Raw genomic sequence first — 15,087 nt, forward strand, 5'->3', positions numbered from 1 at the left:
GACATGTCTACGGCTGCGCCCGTCGCCCAGGCGGCGGCGATAACGAAGCGGTTCGGTTCCACCGTGGCGCTGCGCGACGCCCGGATCACGATCGCGCCCGGCCAGACCCACGCACTGGTCGGGCGCAACGGCGCGGGCAAGTCCACGCTGGTCTCCATCCTCACCGGACTGCACGCACCGGATCAGGGCACGGTCACCTTCAACGGCGCGCCGGCGCCCCGGCTCGCGGACCGTGACGGCTGGCGGCAGCGGGTGGCGTGCGTATACCAGAAGTCCACCATCATCCCCGAACTGACGGTCGCCGAGAACCTCTTCCTCAACCGGCACGACCGCGGTCGCGGCGGCCTGATCAGCTGGCGGACGGTGCGCGCCAGGGCCCACGACCTGCTGCGGACGTGGTCGGTCGACGTGGACGTGCGTACCCCGGCGGGAGAACTCGACGTCGAACAGCGCCAGTTCCTGGAGATCGCCAGGGCCCTGTCCTTCGGGGCCCGCTTCATCATCCTCGACGAACCCACCGCGCAGCTGGACGCAGCCGCCATCAACCGGCTGTTCACCCGGATCCGGGACCTGCAACGGCAGGGCGTGACCTTCCTGTTCATCAGCCATCATCTCCAGGAGATCTACGAGATCTGCGACACGGTGACGGTGTTCCGCGACGCCCGGCACATCCTGACCGCCCCGGTCGCCGAACTGCCCCGCGCCGAACTGGTCGCCGCCATGACCGGCGAGGGCGCCACCGAGGGCGCCAGGGCCCGCCGCCGCCCGGCGGACGGCGCATCTCCCGATGTGCTGGTCGTGGAGGATGCGACGCTCGACGGGAGCTACGCGGACGTGTCCGTCCGTGTCCGCGGCGGGGAGATCGTCGGTCTGGCCGGCGCGGCGAGCAGCGGCCGTATCGACGTGGCGGAGACCGTCGTCGGACTGCGCGCCGCCGACACCGGCACGGTGCGGATCGCCGGGAAGCGTCCACGCCCCGGCAGCGTGCCCGCGGCCCTGAAGGCCGGCGTCGGCTTCGTCCCGCAGGACCGCCACCACCAGGGTTACGTACCGGAGATGTCCATCGCGGACAACGGCACCCTCACCATTCCCGAACGGCTCGGTCCGTCCGGTTTCATCGACGGACGCCGCCGGGACACCTGTGCCCGTTCCATGATCGAGAACCTGGCGATCAAGACGCCGGGACCGGAGCTGCCCGTCTCCGGGCTCTCCGGGGGCAACCAGCAGAAGGTCGTCATGGCCCGTGCCCTGGCCAGCGATCCGAAGGTGCTGGTCCTGATCAATCCGACCGCCGGCGTCGACGTGCGGTCCAAGGAGTTCCTCCTCGGCAAGGTCGAGGAGATCGCCGAGTCCGGCACCGGTGTGCTGGTCGCCTCCGACGAGCTCGACGACCTGCGCATGTGCGACCGGGTCCTGGTGATGTTCCAGGGCCGAGTGGTGGCCGAGATGGCCCGCGGCTGGCACGACCACGAGCTCGTGGCCGCAATGGAAGGAGTGGACCTCGATGTCTGAGAGCGCGACCGCGGCCGCCGCGAAGAGTCCCGACGAGGACCTGCCGGATCCCGCGAGCGGCCGGCAGGCCACGCGCAGGGCCGGCGGGCGGAGGCTGGCCTTCGCACGGCTGCGGGACCTGGCACTCATCCCCGCGATCATCGTCATGGCGATCGTCGGCCAACTGGTCAATCCGGTGTTTCTGCAGCCCGACAACCTGATCAACGTGCTGCAGACCATGTCCGAGATCGCCCTGCTGGTCCTCGCCCAGACCCTCGTGCTCATCGTCAAGAAGATGGATCTCTCCCTGGAGTCCACCGTCGGTCTCGCCCCGGGCGTCGCGGCCTGGCTCACCGTCCCGGCGGGCACCGCACACGGCGTCGGACTGCTGCCCGGCGCCTGGTCCATCCCCGTCACCCTGACCGTCGGCCTCGTCATCGGGGTGGTGAACGCGCTGTTCATCATCCGGTTCGGGCTCAACGGCTTCATCGTGACGCTCGGCATGCTGATCGTGCTGCGCGGCATCCTGACCGGCATCTCCGGCGGCCAGACCTTCTTCCAGCTGCCCGAGTCGATGCTGTACCTCGGCACCACCCAGTGGCTGGGCATGCCCGCCTCGGTGTGGACCTGCCTCATCCTCTTCGCCATCGGCATCGTGGTGCTCGGCTTCACCAGCTTCGGCCGCTCCCTCTACGCGATCGGCGGCAACGTCGACGCGGCGAAGGCCGCCGGTATCCGCACCGACCGCGTGCTGTGGATCGTCATCGTCACCGCGAGCGTCCTCGCCGCGCTGAGCGGCCTGCTCCTCTCGGGGCGCCTGGCCTCGGTGGCCTCCGCCCAGGGCAACGGCTACATCTTCACCGTGTTCGCCGCCGCCGTCATCGGCGGCATCAGCCTCAACGGCGGCAAGGGAACGGTCTTCGGCGCGTTCACCGGCATCCTGCTGCTGTTCCTGATCCAGAACGTCCTCACCCTCGGCGGTGTCCCCGCCCAGTGGATCGGCGCCCTCAACGGCGCGATCATCCTCGTCGCCCTGGCGCTGTCCCGCATCACCGGAGGCAAGGCGCAGGACTAGACACCGCCCGGCCCGCTGCTGCGCACCGGCCCGAACCGCTCCGGATGACCAGCCCGACCCGCACTCGAAAGGCAGGCATTCTCATGGAACGAAGAGACTTTCTCGTCACCTCCGCGGCGACGTCGGCCGCACTGGCCGTCGGTGTTCCGGCGGCCGGTGCGGCCCCACACGCCGCGGCGGAGGTGGAGGTGGAGGGCGCCGCCACGCCGGACGCCTCGCGCCTGGCCCTGTGGTACGACAAGCCGGCGGGCCAGTGGCTGGAGGCCCTGCCCCTCGGCAACGGCCGCCTCGGCGCCATGGTCTTCGGCGGAGTCGACACCGACCGGCTCCAGCTCAACGAGGACACTCTCTGGGCGGGAGGCCCCTACGAACCGGCCAACCCACAGGGCCTGGCGAACCTCCCCGAGATCCGGCGCCGGATCTTCGCCGGCCAGTGGGGCCCGGCCCAGGATCTGATCAACTCGACCTTCCTGGGCAACCCCGTCGGGGAGCTGATGTACCAGACGGTGGGCGATCTGCGCCTGACGTTCCCCGGCACGGGTGACGTCGGCTCCTACCGTCGGGAGCTGGACCTCGACACCGCCGTGGCCACCACCACGTACACCCGTGGCGAAGTGGGCTACCGCCGCGAGGCGTTCGCCAGCCACGCCGACCAGCTGATCGTGGTCAGGCTGACCGCCGACACCCCCGGCGCTCTCTCGCTCACCGCCGCTTTCGACAGCCCCCAGCAGACCCAGAAGTCCTCCCCCGACCGGATCACCGCCGCGCTGGAGGGCACCGGGCAGACCCGAGAGGGCGTCACCGGACGGGTCCGCTTCCGCGCGCTGGTCCGTGCCCGGGCCGAAGGCGGCACCGTGCGGAGCGAGAACGGCACCCTCACGGTGACCTCGGCCGACGCGGTGACCCTGTTGGTGTCCGTGGGCACCAGCTACAACGACTACCGCGACGCCTCCGGCGACCACCGCGCACGCGCCGAGCGCCCGCTGAACGCCGCCGCCGACACCCCTTACGGACAGCTGCGCGCCCGCCATGTGCGCGACCACCGCGCCCTCTTCCGGCGCGTCGCGCTCGACCTCGGGGTCACGGATGCCGCCGCCGCACCGACCGACCAGCGGGTGGCCGCCTTCGCCCAGTCCGACGATCCCCATCTGGTGGCCCTGCACTACCAGTTCGGCCGCTATCTCCTCATCGCCTCCTCCCGCCCCGGCACCCAGCCCGCCAACCTGCAGGGCATCTGGAACGACCAGCTCTCCCCGCCGTGGGATTCCAAGTACACGATCAACATCAACACGGAGATGAACTACTGGCCGGCCTCCACGACCAACCTTCTGGAGTGCTGGGAGCCGATCTTCGCCCTGCTCGACGACCTCGCCCAGGCGGGGCAGAAGACCGCGCGGGTGCAGTACGGCGCGAACGGTTGGGTCGCCCACCACAACACCGACGCCTGGCGCGGCACCGCGCCGGTCGACGGCGCGTTCTGGGGCATGTGGCCCACCGGGGGAGCCTGGCTGGCCACCTCGGTCTGGGAGCACTACCGCTTCACCGGTGACCGCGAGGCATTGCGCCGACGCCTGCCGGTCGTCGAGGGCGCCGTCCGCTTCTTCCTCGACGCCCTCGTCACCGATCCCGGCACCGGCCATCTCGTGACCTGCCCGTCCGTTTCTCCGGAGAACGCCCACCACGCCGGTGTGTCCGCCTGCGCGGGCCCCACCATGGACAACCAGATCCTGTGCGACCTGTTCGACGGTTACCTCGCCGCCTGCGACGCGCTCGGCGTCACCAGCCCGTACGCCGCTCAGGTGCGCCAGGCCCGAGCCCAGCTTCCGCCCATGAGGATCGGTGCGCTCGGGCAGTTGCAGGAGTGGCAGCAGGACTGGGACGCCGGCGCGCCCGAGCAACAGCACCGCCACGTCTCCCACCTGTACGGTCTGCACCCCAGCAACCAGATCTCCAAGCGCGGCACCCCCGAACTGTTCCGTGCCGCGCTGAAGACGCTGGAGATGCGCGGGGACGCCGGTACCGGCTGGTCCCTCGCCTGGAAGATCAATTTCTGGGCGCGCGCGGAAGACGGCTCACGCTCCTACAAGCTCCTCACCGACCTCCTCACTCCCGACCGCACCGCTCCGAACCTGTTCGACCTGCACCCCCCGTTCCAGATCGACGGAAACTTCGGCGCCACCGCGGGGGTGACCGAATGGCTGGTGCAGTCGCACACCGACGAGGTCCACCTCCTGCCGGCGCTGCCCCCGCAGCTTCCACAGGGCCGAGTCACTGGCCTTCTCGCCCGCGGCGCCCTCACCGTCGACGTCTCCTGGAGCGACGGCGCGCTGACCCACGCCCGTCTCGCGGCACGCCGGACGGGGGCGGTCCGGCTGCGCACGGCGGCACCGGTCGCGGTACGTGCCGAGGGCGGTCCCCGAACCGACGTGAAGCGCCCGGAGAGCACCGTCGTCGCGTTCGACGCCCAGGCGGGCAAGAGGTACATGATCACGCCGCTGTGACGTGGGGGTGTCTGCCGCACCCCACCGTTCTCAGACTCCCCGCTCCGGGGCGACGGCGCGGCTTACGCAGTCGCGGAGCAGGATGCGCCGCTGGTCGTGCACGCTTGTGGGCTCCTGAGGGGAGGCGGCGTAGACGTTGCTCACCGGAGACCAGGCCATGGACATGGCGATGACCATGGCCATCACGTCGAACGGGTCTCCATGTCTGATGCGCCCGGCCGTCTGGGCCTCTGCGATCGCGCGGAGTTTGTGGTCGTCGTAGCGGTCGTGGTCCGCCACGAGATGCCCGGTCGGGCGCCGCTCCAGGCGCGCCCAGGTCGCGAGCCGGATCAGGTCGGGGCGGCTGAGGTACTCGTCGTAGAGGCGCACCGCCCAGTCGGCCAGGTCCGTGGCGTCGAAGGGGACGACGTTGGTGATCCGCTCCAGTGAGGCGAAGAAGATCGCGTCGAAGAGCTGTTCCTTGTTGCCGAAGTAGCCGTAGAGCTGCGCCTTGTTGGTGCGTGCCGCGGCGACGATCCGTTCGATGCGCGCGCCGGCGATGCCGTACTCGGCGAACTCCCGGGTGGCGGCGTCGACGATGCGCTGGTCGCCATGGACGGCACGCTCAGCCACCTCGGCCACCTCGGACCGGTCACTGTGGAAACCATGGACCTGCTCGTCGGCCGCAAGAAGCTCAGCTCCGCCGGCAGCGGCGGCCGCCGGTCCACCGCTGCCATGCTGGACTTCTGCGCGGAGCACGGCATCACCGCCGACATCGAGTTGCTGCCGTCGTCCCAGGTCAACAGGGCTCTGGAACGCCTGGAGCGCAATGACGTCCGCTACCGCTTCGTGCTCGGCATGTCAGACCTGGACTGATCCACCGCACGGCTTGTCCCACCGGTCCCGAACAGCACCGCAGCGGGCAACTTCGCCTTTGGCCATGGGAGTTGAGGTCGGCCGATGTCAGTCGGTCCTGGCATGATCGCGGTCATGACCACTCCGATCGTGGAAGAGCTCGTTCTGAGGGCGGCCCAGAAGCATGGCGTCCCCGGCCCGGTAGCGCAGGAGCTGCTGGCCGGATCCCGGCCGTGTCTCCACCTTGTCCCCTTCCAGGGCCTGACGCCCGCCCAGCAGCAGGAGGCTCGTCCCGCCGCTCGCACGGGAGGCCTCCCCTGCCTGCCGGACGGCGTCGACTGGCCCGATGGGCGCAGTCCGCTGGTACTGACCGTCGACTGCGCGGCGCTCCCTCGTGAAGCCCTGGACATCGAACTTCCCGCCGACGGGGACCTGTTGTTCTTCATCAAGATCGAGTACGAGCCGGAGTCGTCGGCAGTGCTGCACGTTCCCGCCGGCGTGGGAGCCACGGAATGCTCGGCGACGTACGAATTCGACGGGGAACCGGAGCAGGTCAAGGTCTATCAGCCGCATGTTCTGTATCCGGTTCCGGGACTGACCGTCTCACCCGACTGGCGCGACAGTCCGGCGACCAGCGTATTCCTGGAGATGGGCGAGGACCGCGACGACGCCCTGGAAGACTTCGAGGACGCCGTGCGCGAAGCGGCAGCCGGCGGCGCGTCACACGGGGTCGCCGTCCAACTCGGCGGCTACTCCGCCCCCTGGCAGTCTCCACCGGACGAAGGCGACCTCGTCCTCCTCGCCCAGATACACGGACAGTCGATCGACCTCGACGTCTTCACCCAGACCCTCATCGTCGGGACCCGCGAGGACATCGCCGCGCGCCGTTATGAGGCCTTGGTGTTCGAGCAGCAAGTCTGAACAGCCGGCGAGCTCCAGTTCGCCCTCGTCGAAGCACCCGTCCCGTTGACCCGCGCGGTCATCCAGGCCGGCCGAGTGCTGCCGCCGGCCGCAGGTTCTCCTCGAGTCCTTCGGCCATGGCCGCGGCGGCCAGTGCCCGTCCCAGCCAGGGTGCCTGTTTGAACAGGTTGTGCCCGGCGGTGAAGAAGATCCTGTCGGCTTCCCAGACCGCCATGCCGTCCTCGCTCCACGGCAGACTCGTCACCCAGCAGTGCAGGTACTCGACGGGTTCGGGGGCGAGGCCGGGCAGGGCGCGGGAGACGTAGGCGCGGGCGCGGTCATTGAGCGCCACCAGTGCGCTGGGGTCCGCGAAGCTGCCGTCCTCGCGTACGTCGACCGTCTGGCTGAGGCCCACCGCATACCGGCTGTTGCCGGGATAGGGGGCCGCGTAGACGCCGACCTCGCCGAAGTCGCCGCTGCTGTCCTGCAGGCAGGCGACCCGGTCCGGGGGCGCTCCCCGGACCTGGAAGGTGAGGCGGACGTGGGCTGCCGGCTGTACGGGCAGCGAGAGGCCCACGTTGCGTGCCAGCCGCGCGCTGCTCACGCCCGCGCACACCACGGCCGTCGCGTACTCTGCGCGGCCTGCTGCGCTGAGCACTTCCACCGTGCCGCGGCCCGTCGGATGCAGCGAGATGACCTCGTCGGTGACCACCGCGTCACCCAGCGCGTCGGTCAGGCTCTCGACCGCGGCACGGGTGCGGATGGCGCCGCCGTCCTCGTCGAGCATCGCGGGACCGCTGTAGTCGGCGAGCAGCGGCATGCGGGTGTGCAGCTCGGCGCTGTCCATGGCCCGGGCCCGTATGCCGCTGGCCTCCTGGAGAATGCGGAGTCTCCCGGGTACGGGACCGCCCAGGGCGACCACTCCGTCCGGGGAGATCAGTTCCGTGCCGAACCGGTCGGCCCACTCGTCCCAGATGGCGCGGCCCTGCCGGGTGAATGCGACGAGGCGGGCGTCGTCGTGCGCGTGGCGGAAGATGCGGGACTGGCCACTGGACTGTCCATGGCCTGGAACGCCGCTCTCGTACACCCGCGCCGTCGTTCCACGTTCGGCCAGTGCGTAGGCGGTGCAGAGGCCGACGATACCGGCTCCTACCACGGCAACCTCGGGAACCCGAGCCATTCCATCGCCTCACTTCGCGTAGGGGAGCCGTCCGTCCCCCTGCGGGGCGGGGGTTGCACTCATCTCGCGCCGCCGCAACCTGGTGGGTTACCGGACCCGGGGGCGAATCTGTCAGGGGGCTCTTCGTGACGCGACGGCGGAACCGTGCCTCTTTCAGCCTCACACCGGTCCGAAATATGTTCAAGCGGCCACCTCGGACATCGACCCTGGCCGACAGGCGGAGGGCAGCGGGATCAGGGGTCGGGCCACAGCGTGGGAGGAGGCCTCGGGGTAGTACATCGGCCGTCCGGCGATTCCGCGGCTGTCCAGACCAGCCGACAGCAGCAGCGCTACTGCTGTTGCGTGCCGGCTCGGCGTGCTGTGCTGAAGCGTCGCTGATAGGCGGCGGGGCTGAGGGACAATTTCCTCGCGAAAACTCTCCGCATGCTCTCGTAATTCGGGAATCCGGCGAGGGATGCCGTCTGCGTCGCGTTATGCCCTTGGTCGAGCAGGGCTTTGGCCATGTCGAACCGGATCATTTCCACATACCGGGCCGGTGTGGTGGACAGCTCCTCGTTGAAGATTCGCGTGAGATGCCTGGGGCTCACATTGAGGTGCTTGGCGAGTTCGCCGAGCGAGTGGTTTCCTCCAGGATTCGCCGTGATCAAGTCGGTGACTCTGCGGAGGGCAGGCGACCGGGGCGGTGGTCCTTGCAGGGGGGCGGAGAACTGTGACTGGCCGCCCGAACGCTGCAGGTACACCACCAGGGCGCGGGCGACATCCCGGGTCAGATCAGGGCCGTGATCCTCCTCGACGAGTGCCAGTGCCAGGTCGATGCCGGCGCTCACGCCCGCCGAGGTGTAGGTGGTGCCGTCACGGACGTAGATCGCGTCGGGCTCGACGCGGCTGGACCGGCAGCGGGCGGCGAGCTCGTGCGCGACCTTCCAGTGTGTGGTCACTCGCTTGCCGTCCAGGAGGCCGGCGGCGCCGAGGATGAAGGCCCCGGTGCAGATGGACGCGACCCGGTCGGCCCGATCGGCCAGGGTTCGCGTCGCCTCGATCAGGTCACGGGGCACGGGTGTGCGCGGGAAGAGGTCTGCGCCGGCCACCAGGAACGTGTCAGGGGCAGACTCCGTGGCGGCGGCGTCGACCGCGACCCGGATCCCGATGGACGAGGTGACATCGGCACCGGTCGGTGACACCAACACGATCGTGTACTCGGCACCGAGCCGGTTCGCCTCCCCGAACACCTCCGCCGGGCCGGCGACGTCCAGGAGCTTGACCCCGTCGTAGACCAGGATCGCGACCCGATGCGTGGCGGAACCCAATGCCCCTCTGCCCGCCTGTCCGGATTCAGGTGACTCATGGCCGGACCGAGGGAGCACCGAAGGCCGGGTCGTCGGCAGGGTGGAAGACGGACGCACCGTCCATTCGTAACACACCCGTCTCAGAAGGAGCAGAGGTCATGAGCGAGGTCATCGCGGGGGTGGAGATTCCCGGAACCACGGCGGTCGCCGAGACCACCCGCCTCATACAGGAGGCCACCGGCCCCCTCGTCTACCACCACTCCCGACGCGTTTTCGTCTTCGGCGCGATGCACGCTCACAGACTCGGCCTGGAGCCTGACCCGGAGCTTCTCTACCTGGCCGCCATGTTCCACGACACGGGTCTCCTGACGCCGTTCTCCGACGTCGAGCAGCGCTTCGAGGTCGATGGAGCCGACCACGCACGTAAGTTCATGCTCGACAGCGGATTTCCCGCCGAGGCCGCCGACGTGGTGTGGACGGCGATCGCGCTGCACACGACCCCGGGAATTCCCGGGCGGATGGGCCCGGAGATCGCCATCACGCATCTGGGGGTTCTCACCGACGTGATCGGCCTGGGCTTGGGCGAGCTGGATCGCAGCCAGGTGGACGAGATCATCGCCGTTCATCCGAGAGGTGACTTCAAGAACGAGTTCTTGCAGGCTTACGTCGACGGACTCAAGCACCGCCCGGAGACCACGAACGGAACCGTGAATGCGGATGTTCTGGAGCATTTCATTCCCGGCTTCCAGCGCACGAGCACGGTCGAGCGCATCATGGGCGCTCCGTGGCCGAGCTGATCAAGGCGCCATGGAACGTGATGACACGTGTGAGTGATGCCTGTCGGTCACGATGCCGGTGATCTTCACGGTGTATGTCGTCGGTCTGCTCGGCGCCTTGCTGACGGTCGGATCGCTGAGCGGTCGGCTGGGTGCCGTCCGGTGCTGGTCGCCGGCCTTTGACATCATGTCGGCATGGATCATCAGGGCAAATTCCGGTGTGCGGCAGGCCAGTTGGGCATCCCGGACGACGAGATCAACAGGTTCAGCCGGCACTTGCGGTTGTCGATCCGGTTGAGCGGGGGTTCCGGAGGTCCTCCGGTCGGCCAGTTCGGCGGGGTGCCCCGCCTGCCGGTGGGCGTGCCCTGGCCGTCCGCGGGGCACAGTCCGCTGCCGTTCGTCTTCTCCGTCGACTGCGGGGCCCTTCCGAGAGTCGACGGCTTCGACCTGCCGTCCGACGGAACACTGCTCTTCTTCCTGGACCATGAGGAGGACCATCTGGACGACGGCGGCGGGGAGCGGAGCTACGCCCGCGTCCTGTATGTCCAAAACGGCACCGACACCGTGGCCGCGGAACCCCCTGGACCCGGATGCGTCGGCGAGGAGTATGCCGTCAGCGCCACGCTTCTCGCTGAGCTTCCGCCTTGGTTCGAAGCGGACGAGGACGCGGATGAGGGCGAGGACGATCGGTCGCCCTTTCAGGAGCAGTTGGCCCGCGACCTGGAGCGTGACATCCCGCACCTGGACCAACTCCGCGCTCTGGCCCACGACCTGTGGCCGGCTGACGAAGGACTCGCCAGCGCATGTATCGGCGGGTATGTCGACGACGAAGTGATCACGAGTATTGCCGAACAGACGCTGGCGGGGCTCGAGCAGGCCGGCGACATCGTCATCCCGGTGGCGAAATGGTATTCCCATGTGGAGAAGGAGAAGCACCGACTGACAAGCGAATGGATGGCACTGGCCCGTTTTCCCGCCGCGGACGAGTTCTACTACGGAAGTTTCGTGATCCGACATGACGACCTGGCGGCCGCCCGGGTGGACAAGGCGCTTTCCGTGACCGAGTTCACCGAGTAGGGCACCAGACCTCCGCCCAGCCGGCGAACCCCTCGCACCAGTCGCCGCCGGGCATCCGCACACACCGCCCTCGCGCCCGCCCACCGACCGGCGAGCCGACGCCGGCCACACCACAGGAGGCCGTCAGCAAGACGGTGGCACACAGAGTGGATGACGGTCAGTGAGCACTTTCCAACCTCAGCTTGCCGTTGTCAGGTGAAGGGGGAGGACGGCCTTGACCAAGCCGGTGATGCGGGTGGTCCTGCATCGTGTGTTTGTGCACCGACCGGCCCTAGGTCGTGTCCGCAAAGTCCCGCCTGCCGCCCGGCGCCCGGCACGCACTCTCGCCGCACCGGCCGCCCACCCGCGTACAACCAGTACGCGGGAGTCCGCCCGGCACACCGAGAGCACGCACCGGACACCGCTCGGCCCGCCCTACGGGCGAACGACGGGACTTTGCGGACACGACCTAGGCGCGAGCTCTGTAGGCACACCCGCCTTCCCGCTGGTTCTGTCGCGGTGGCAGGATGCCTGGTCACGGACGAGCATGCGGGAGATCCCATGAAGGCCCAAGGCAGCCCCCGATCGACAGAGGGCTTCAGCGTCTTCGCTGTCGACGCCAACTGGCCGGAATCACGGCAGGTCAAAGGCCGCGGCTACGACTCGGACACCGGCGATACCCATGTGTGCCTATGGTTCGGCTCTCCATACTTCGACCCACAGGTCGAGCACGTCACGGTTTTCAGCGCCTCCTCCGGCAACGCACGGACCAGCGAGGCTCTGGAAGAGGCTTTCGAGATCTACTACCACCCGGGCGAGGAACCCCCGGCCAGCCTGCCGGCCTCCGAACCCGTCACCATCGCCGCAGACGGCGAGCCCATCACGTTCGAACTCTGGTGCAACAATCGTTACTGGGTCGCGCGGGGACGTATCGAGAGGACTGACGTGGTCCTGTCCGGGTCCGGGATCGAACCCAGCGAGCTCAGCCTGGTCCGCGCGAGCGACCTGACCTCGTTCTCGAACCCCTTCGCGTCCCTCGGCTAACTGCACCAAACGACGGCTCTCAGAGCATTGAGCCTATCCAACTTGCCCTCGCGTCAGTGGCATCGGGGCGGCAGGCCGGTGAAGCTCCTGGTAGATGGGTTCACGACCAAGATCACCCGAGCCGCCAGAGGCTTCACGTGTTTGTCTACCCGTCCGGACTGGACCTGTCCAGCACGCATCTTCGCTTCCTCACCGCCCGTCTGCGCGAACGTCGCCGTGCGATCGGCAGCCGGTGGCGCCGGTTGAGCGCCGGCCGACAGGCGCTGCTCACCCTCGCCCACCGCCGCAACGGGCACCCCTACTCCCAGCTCGCAGCCGGGTTCGGCATCGGCACGACGACCGCCTACCGCTGCATCACCGAAGCCGTCGACCTCCTGGCCGCCCTGGCGCCTACGCTCGAACAAGCAGTCCGCGAGGCGTCGAGGAGTGCGTTCGTCCTGCTCGACGGCACCCTCCTGCCCATCGACCGGATCGCTGCCGACAGGCCGTTCTACTCGGGCAAGCACAAGAAGCACGGCATGAACGTCCAAATCCTCGCCGACCCAGCCGGACGTCTCTTGTGGACCTCACCCGCCCTACCCGGAGCCGTCCATGACATCCGCGCCGCACGCGAACACGGCATCTTCAACGCCCTGACCGCGGCAAAGATCCGCTGCTGGGCCGACAAGGGCTACCAGGGCGCCGGACCTGCTGTCCGCGTGCCCTACCGAGGCCGATGGGAAAACCTGTCCGAAGGCCAGCAAGCCGTGAACCGCTCACAGGCCAAAATCCGAGCCCTGGTCGAACCCGCCGTCGCCACCCTCAAGTCCTGGCGGCTCCTGCGCAAGCTCCGCTGCTCAACCACCCGCATCACCAGCCTCGTCCAAGCAGCCCTCCCCCTCCACCTCACCTGCTCAAACTGAAGTTGGAAAAGGACCTGCCCGTTCCTGAATTGCCGGAACACCCACACCAATGTCACTCCGTCAGCGTAGACATGAGCACACGCGGCTGCGCGGTGCTATTCGATACGCAGAGCCGTGGCCGTGGGAGCCCCGGCCGCCGCGACCGGCCGGACTCGGCGCGAGCGGCTCATCGGGTGCGACGTACCGGCGCAACGCGCGGCGACGAGCTGGGCGCGAAGACACTGCCACGACTTCCGCCCGGAGTGACACGGCTTCCGTCCATGCCATCCCCGCCCGCCTGGTCCACGCACACGCAGCTGGGCACATGGCCTGTTTGCGGATGAACGAAACGGGGCAAAGCTTGCGCCGTTGGCCGCCTCCCGTCGAAAGGCCCTAGGTAGAGGTGGACCCGACTCCCACTGACCGCACATGACACGATCCAGAGGCACGCGCGTTGAGTGACCAGGACCAGACCGGGCGGACCGAGCAGCCGAAGGTTCCTGACCTGCGGTTGCAGCTGGACACCGAGCTGGACGAGATCGGTGCGCAGTTACAAGCCCTGGCCGACGCCAAGGACCGGCTGCAGGGTCTGCTGGGCGCGGTGCTGGCCATCAGCGGGGAACTGGATCTCTCGGCTGTGCTGCGGCGCATCGTCACCACCGCGATGGAACTGGTCGGCGCGCGGTACGGCGCCCTGGGGGTGCTGCACGAGTCCGGCGAGTATCTCAAGGCCTTCATCACGGCGGGGCTGAGTGAGACGGAACGCGCCGATCTGGGCGGGGTGGCGTTCCCCCACGGTCGTGGCGTGCTCGGGCATCTCATCCACAATCCCGAACCACTCCGCGTCGACGACATCCCTTCGCATCCCGCCTCCGCCGGCTTTCCGCCCGGTCATCCGCCCATGCGCACCCTGCTGGGCGTGGCGATCAGTGTCCGCGGCGAGATCTACGGCGACCTCTACCTGTCCGAACGTCTCGACGGCCGTCCTTTCGGCCCCGATGACGAGGACGTGGTGGTCGCCCTCGCCGGCGCCGCCGGTATCGCGATCGAGAACGCCCGCCTGTTCGGGCAGGTCCGTGACAGCGCGGAGACCTTCCAGCGTCTGCTGCTGCCCACGCTGCCCGATCTGAGCCCCTTCACCGCCGCCACCGTCTACCGGCCGGCCGATGAACCCAACCGGCTCGGCGGGGACTGGTACGACGCCATCGTGCTGCCCGACGACACGGTCGGCATCATGATCGGTGACGTAGGCGGCCACGACCTGTACGCGGCGGCCGCCATGGCGCAGACCCACAGCATGCTCCGGGCGCTGCTGTACGACCGCCGTACCCCGCCCAGCGAGATCCTCGCCCAACTGGACCGCACCCTGCACGCCACTGCGGATGTCCCGGTCACTACAGCGTGCCTGGCCCGTATCGAACCCGACCCATCCGGGTGGGTACTGCGATGGAGCACGGCCGGGCACTATCCTCCCCTGCTGATCGGCCCTGACCTGGAAACGGAGTACCTGCACGCCGAGCCCGGCCTGCCGCTCGGGGTGAGCACCGGTGAACACCGCCCCGACCACACCCGCTCCCTACCCGCGGGCTCGATCCTCCTCTTCTTCACCGACGGCCTCATCGAACATCCAGCCCACTCCATCGACGTGGGCCTGACCGCTCTCGCCGACCTCGCCGCCACCCACGCCAACCGGCCCCTGCACGAACTCGTGCAGGTCCTGGCCGATCACCACCCGAGCGACGGCCAGGACGACATGGCCATCCTCGCCCTGCGCATTCCGGCCGGCACCAGTCCCCCACAACTCCCGGCATAAGAGCTCCGAGGCCAGCGCCGCCTGACGGGCAGTCACCCGAGCGCGGTCACGAGTGATCAGCACGGCGCTCGCCCCTCGGGCGGACCCAGTAGGCAAGTGGACCTCGCCGCAGGGCGGTTCCCGTCCCGCAAGGTAGCCGCCCCGGGTGGTGCGACGGGGCGAGGAGCACGCTGAGCGACTCGTCCTTCGGGCCGTCCACGGAGCGTTGAGGAGGCGTGGTGTGTGCGGCCGGAACCCCTCGGCCTTTGCC

12 protein-coding genes and 1 pseudogene are annotated in these 15,087 nt (G+C 68.9%); 10 read left to right on the forward strand and 3 right to left on the reverse strand.

Annotated elements, in window-relative coordinates; translation table 11 throughout:
- The first annotated feature begins 3 nt into the window (after nt 1–3).
- From DC008_RS00300 to DC008_RS00310, 3 genes are all read left to right on the forward strand, one after another.
- A complete protein-coding gene (locus tag DC008_RS00300) occupies nt 4–1,512 on the forward strand; it encodes a sugar ABC transporter ATP-binding protein (protein WP_108705138.1) in 1,509 nt (502 codons plus the stop codon).
- A complete protein-coding gene (locus DC008_RS00305; RefSeq protein ID WP_108705139.1) occupies nt 1,505–2,566 on the forward strand; it encodes an ABC transporter permease in 1,062 nt (353 codons plus the stop codon). Before DC008_RS00300 ends, DC008_RS00305 begins: the two co-directional genes overlap by 8 nt.
- An 83-nt stretch (nt 2,567–2,649) precedes the next feature.
- On the forward strand, nt 2,650–5,067 hold the full coding sequence (locus DC008_RS00310; protein ID WP_108705140.1) for a glycoside hydrolase family 95 protein: 2,418 nt from the start codon (nt 2,650–2,652) through the stop codon (nt 5,065–5,067).
- 30 nt (nt 5,068–5,097) lie between these two features.
- On the opposite strand, the gene DC008_RS00315 is transcribed toward DC008_RS00310, so the two are convergent.
- Complete coding sequence (locus DC008_RS00315; protein ID WP_244221301.1) at nt 5,098–5,679, reverse strand: TetR/AcrR family transcriptional regulator; 582 nt, start codon at nt 5,677–5,679, stop codon at nt 5,098–5,100.
- Between DC008_RS00315 and DC008_RS00320 the strand changes: the two are divergent.
- Both DC008_RS00320 and DC008_RS00325 read left to right on the forward strand, forming a co-directional pair.
- A pseudogene (locus DC008_RS00320) lies at nt 5,650–5,922 on the forward strand (NAD(P)-dependent alcohol dehydrogenase); the annotation flags it as partial. The gene DC008_RS00315 and the pseudogene DC008_RS00320 sit on opposite strands and share 30 nt — an antisense overlap.
- Nucleotides 5,923–6,036: 114 nt before the next feature.
- Entirely contained in the window at nt 6,037–6,822 is a 786-nt protein-coding gene (locus DC008_RS00325) for a DUF1963 domain-containing protein (RefSeq protein WP_108710489.1), read from the forward strand.
- Nucleotides 6,823–6,880: 58 nt separating this feature from the next.
- On the opposite strand, the gene DC008_RS00330 is transcribed toward DC008_RS00325, so the two are convergent.
- Together DC008_RS00330 and DC008_RS00335 are read right to left on the reverse strand one after the other, a co-directional pair.
- Entirely contained in the window at nt 6,881–7,957 is a 1,077-nt protein-coding gene (locus tag DC008_RS00330; RefSeq protein WP_244221302.1) for an NAD(P)/FAD-dependent oxidoreductase, read from the reverse strand.
- Between the two features lie 353 nt (nt 7,958–8,310).
- Nucleotides 8,311–9,288, reverse strand: a complete 978-nt coding sequence (locus tag DC008_RS00335) for a GlxA family transcriptional regulator (RefSeq protein WP_108705143.1) — start codon at nt 9,286–9,288, stop codon at nt 8,311–8,313.
- Between the two features lie 137 nt (nt 9,289–9,425).
- Between DC008_RS00335 and DC008_RS00340 the strand changes: the two genes are divergently transcribed.
- The 5 genes from DC008_RS00340 to DC008_RS00360 all read left to right on the forward strand — a co-directional run bounded on the left by DC008_RS00340 (nt 9,426) and on the right by DC008_RS00360 (nt 14,837).
- Complete coding sequence (locus DC008_RS00340; protein ID WP_108705144.1) at nt 9,426–10,064, forward strand: HD domain-containing protein; 639 nt, start codon at nt 9,426–9,428, stop codon at nt 10,062–10,064.
- A 174-nt stretch (nt 10,065–10,238) separates the two neighbouring features.
- A complete protein-coding gene (locus tag DC008_RS00345; RefSeq protein WP_108705145.1) occupies nt 10,239–11,120 on the forward strand; it encodes a DUF1963 domain-containing protein in 882 nt (293 codons plus the stop codon).
- Nucleotides 11,121–11,660: 540 nt separating this feature from the next.
- On the forward strand, nt 11,661–12,143 hold the full coding sequence (locus tag DC008_RS00350) for a hypothetical protein (protein WP_108705146.1): 483 nt from the start codon (nt 11,661–11,663) through the stop codon (nt 12,141–12,143).
- A 137-nt stretch (nt 12,144–12,280) separates the two neighbouring features.
- The gene (locus tag DC008_RS00355; protein ID WP_108705147.1) at nt 12,281–13,045 is read left to right on the forward strand and encodes a transposase family protein; all 765 of its coding nucleotides are present in this window, start codon (nt 12,281–12,283) and stop codon (nt 13,043–13,045) included.
- A gap of 433 nt (nt 13,046–13,478) precedes the next feature.
- Nucleotides 13,479–14,837, forward strand: a complete 1,359-nt coding sequence (locus tag DC008_RS00360) for a PP2C family protein-serine/threonine phosphatase (RefSeq protein ID WP_108705148.1) — start codon at nt 13,479–13,481, stop codon at nt 14,835–14,837.
- Nucleotides 14,838–15,087 lie beyond the last annotated feature (250 nt).

Source organism: Streptomyces nigra, assembly GCF_003074055.1.
GTDB classification, from domain to species: domain Bacteria; phylum Actinomycetota; class Actinomycetes; order Streptomycetales; family Streptomycetaceae; genus Streptomyces; species Streptomyces nigra.

Excerpts from the sequence above, each read along its gene's own strand:
- DC008_RS00305 (WP_108705139.1), top strand. The coding sequence starts at position 1,505 with ATGTCTGAGAGCGCGACCGCGGCCGCCGCGAAGAGTCCCGACGAGGAC.
- DC008_RS00340 (WP_108705144.1), top strand. The coding sequence starts at position 9,426 with ATGAGCGAGGTCATCGCGGGGGTGGAGATTCCCGGAACCACGGCGGTC.
- DC008_RS00350 (WP_108705146.1), top strand. The coding sequence starts at position 11,661 with ATGAAGGCCCAAGGCAGCCCCCGATCGACAGAGGGCTTCAGCGTCTTC.
- DC008_RS00325 (WP_108710489.1), top strand. The coding sequence starts at position 6,037 with ATGACCACTCCGATCGTGGAAGAGCTCGTTCTGAGGGCGGCCCAGAAG.
- DC008_RS00310 (WP_108705140.1), top strand. The coding sequence starts at position 2,650 with ATGGAACGAAGAGACTTTCTCGTCACCTCCGCGGCGACGTCGGCCGCA.
- DC008_RS00345 (WP_108705145.1), top strand. The coding sequence starts at position 10,239 with ATGGATCATCAGGGCAAATTCCGGTGTGCGGCAGGCCAGTTGGGCATC.
- DC008_RS00300 (WP_108705138.1), top strand. The coding sequence starts at position 4 with ATGTCTACGGCTGCGCCCGTCGCCCAGGCGGCGGCGATAACGAAGCGG.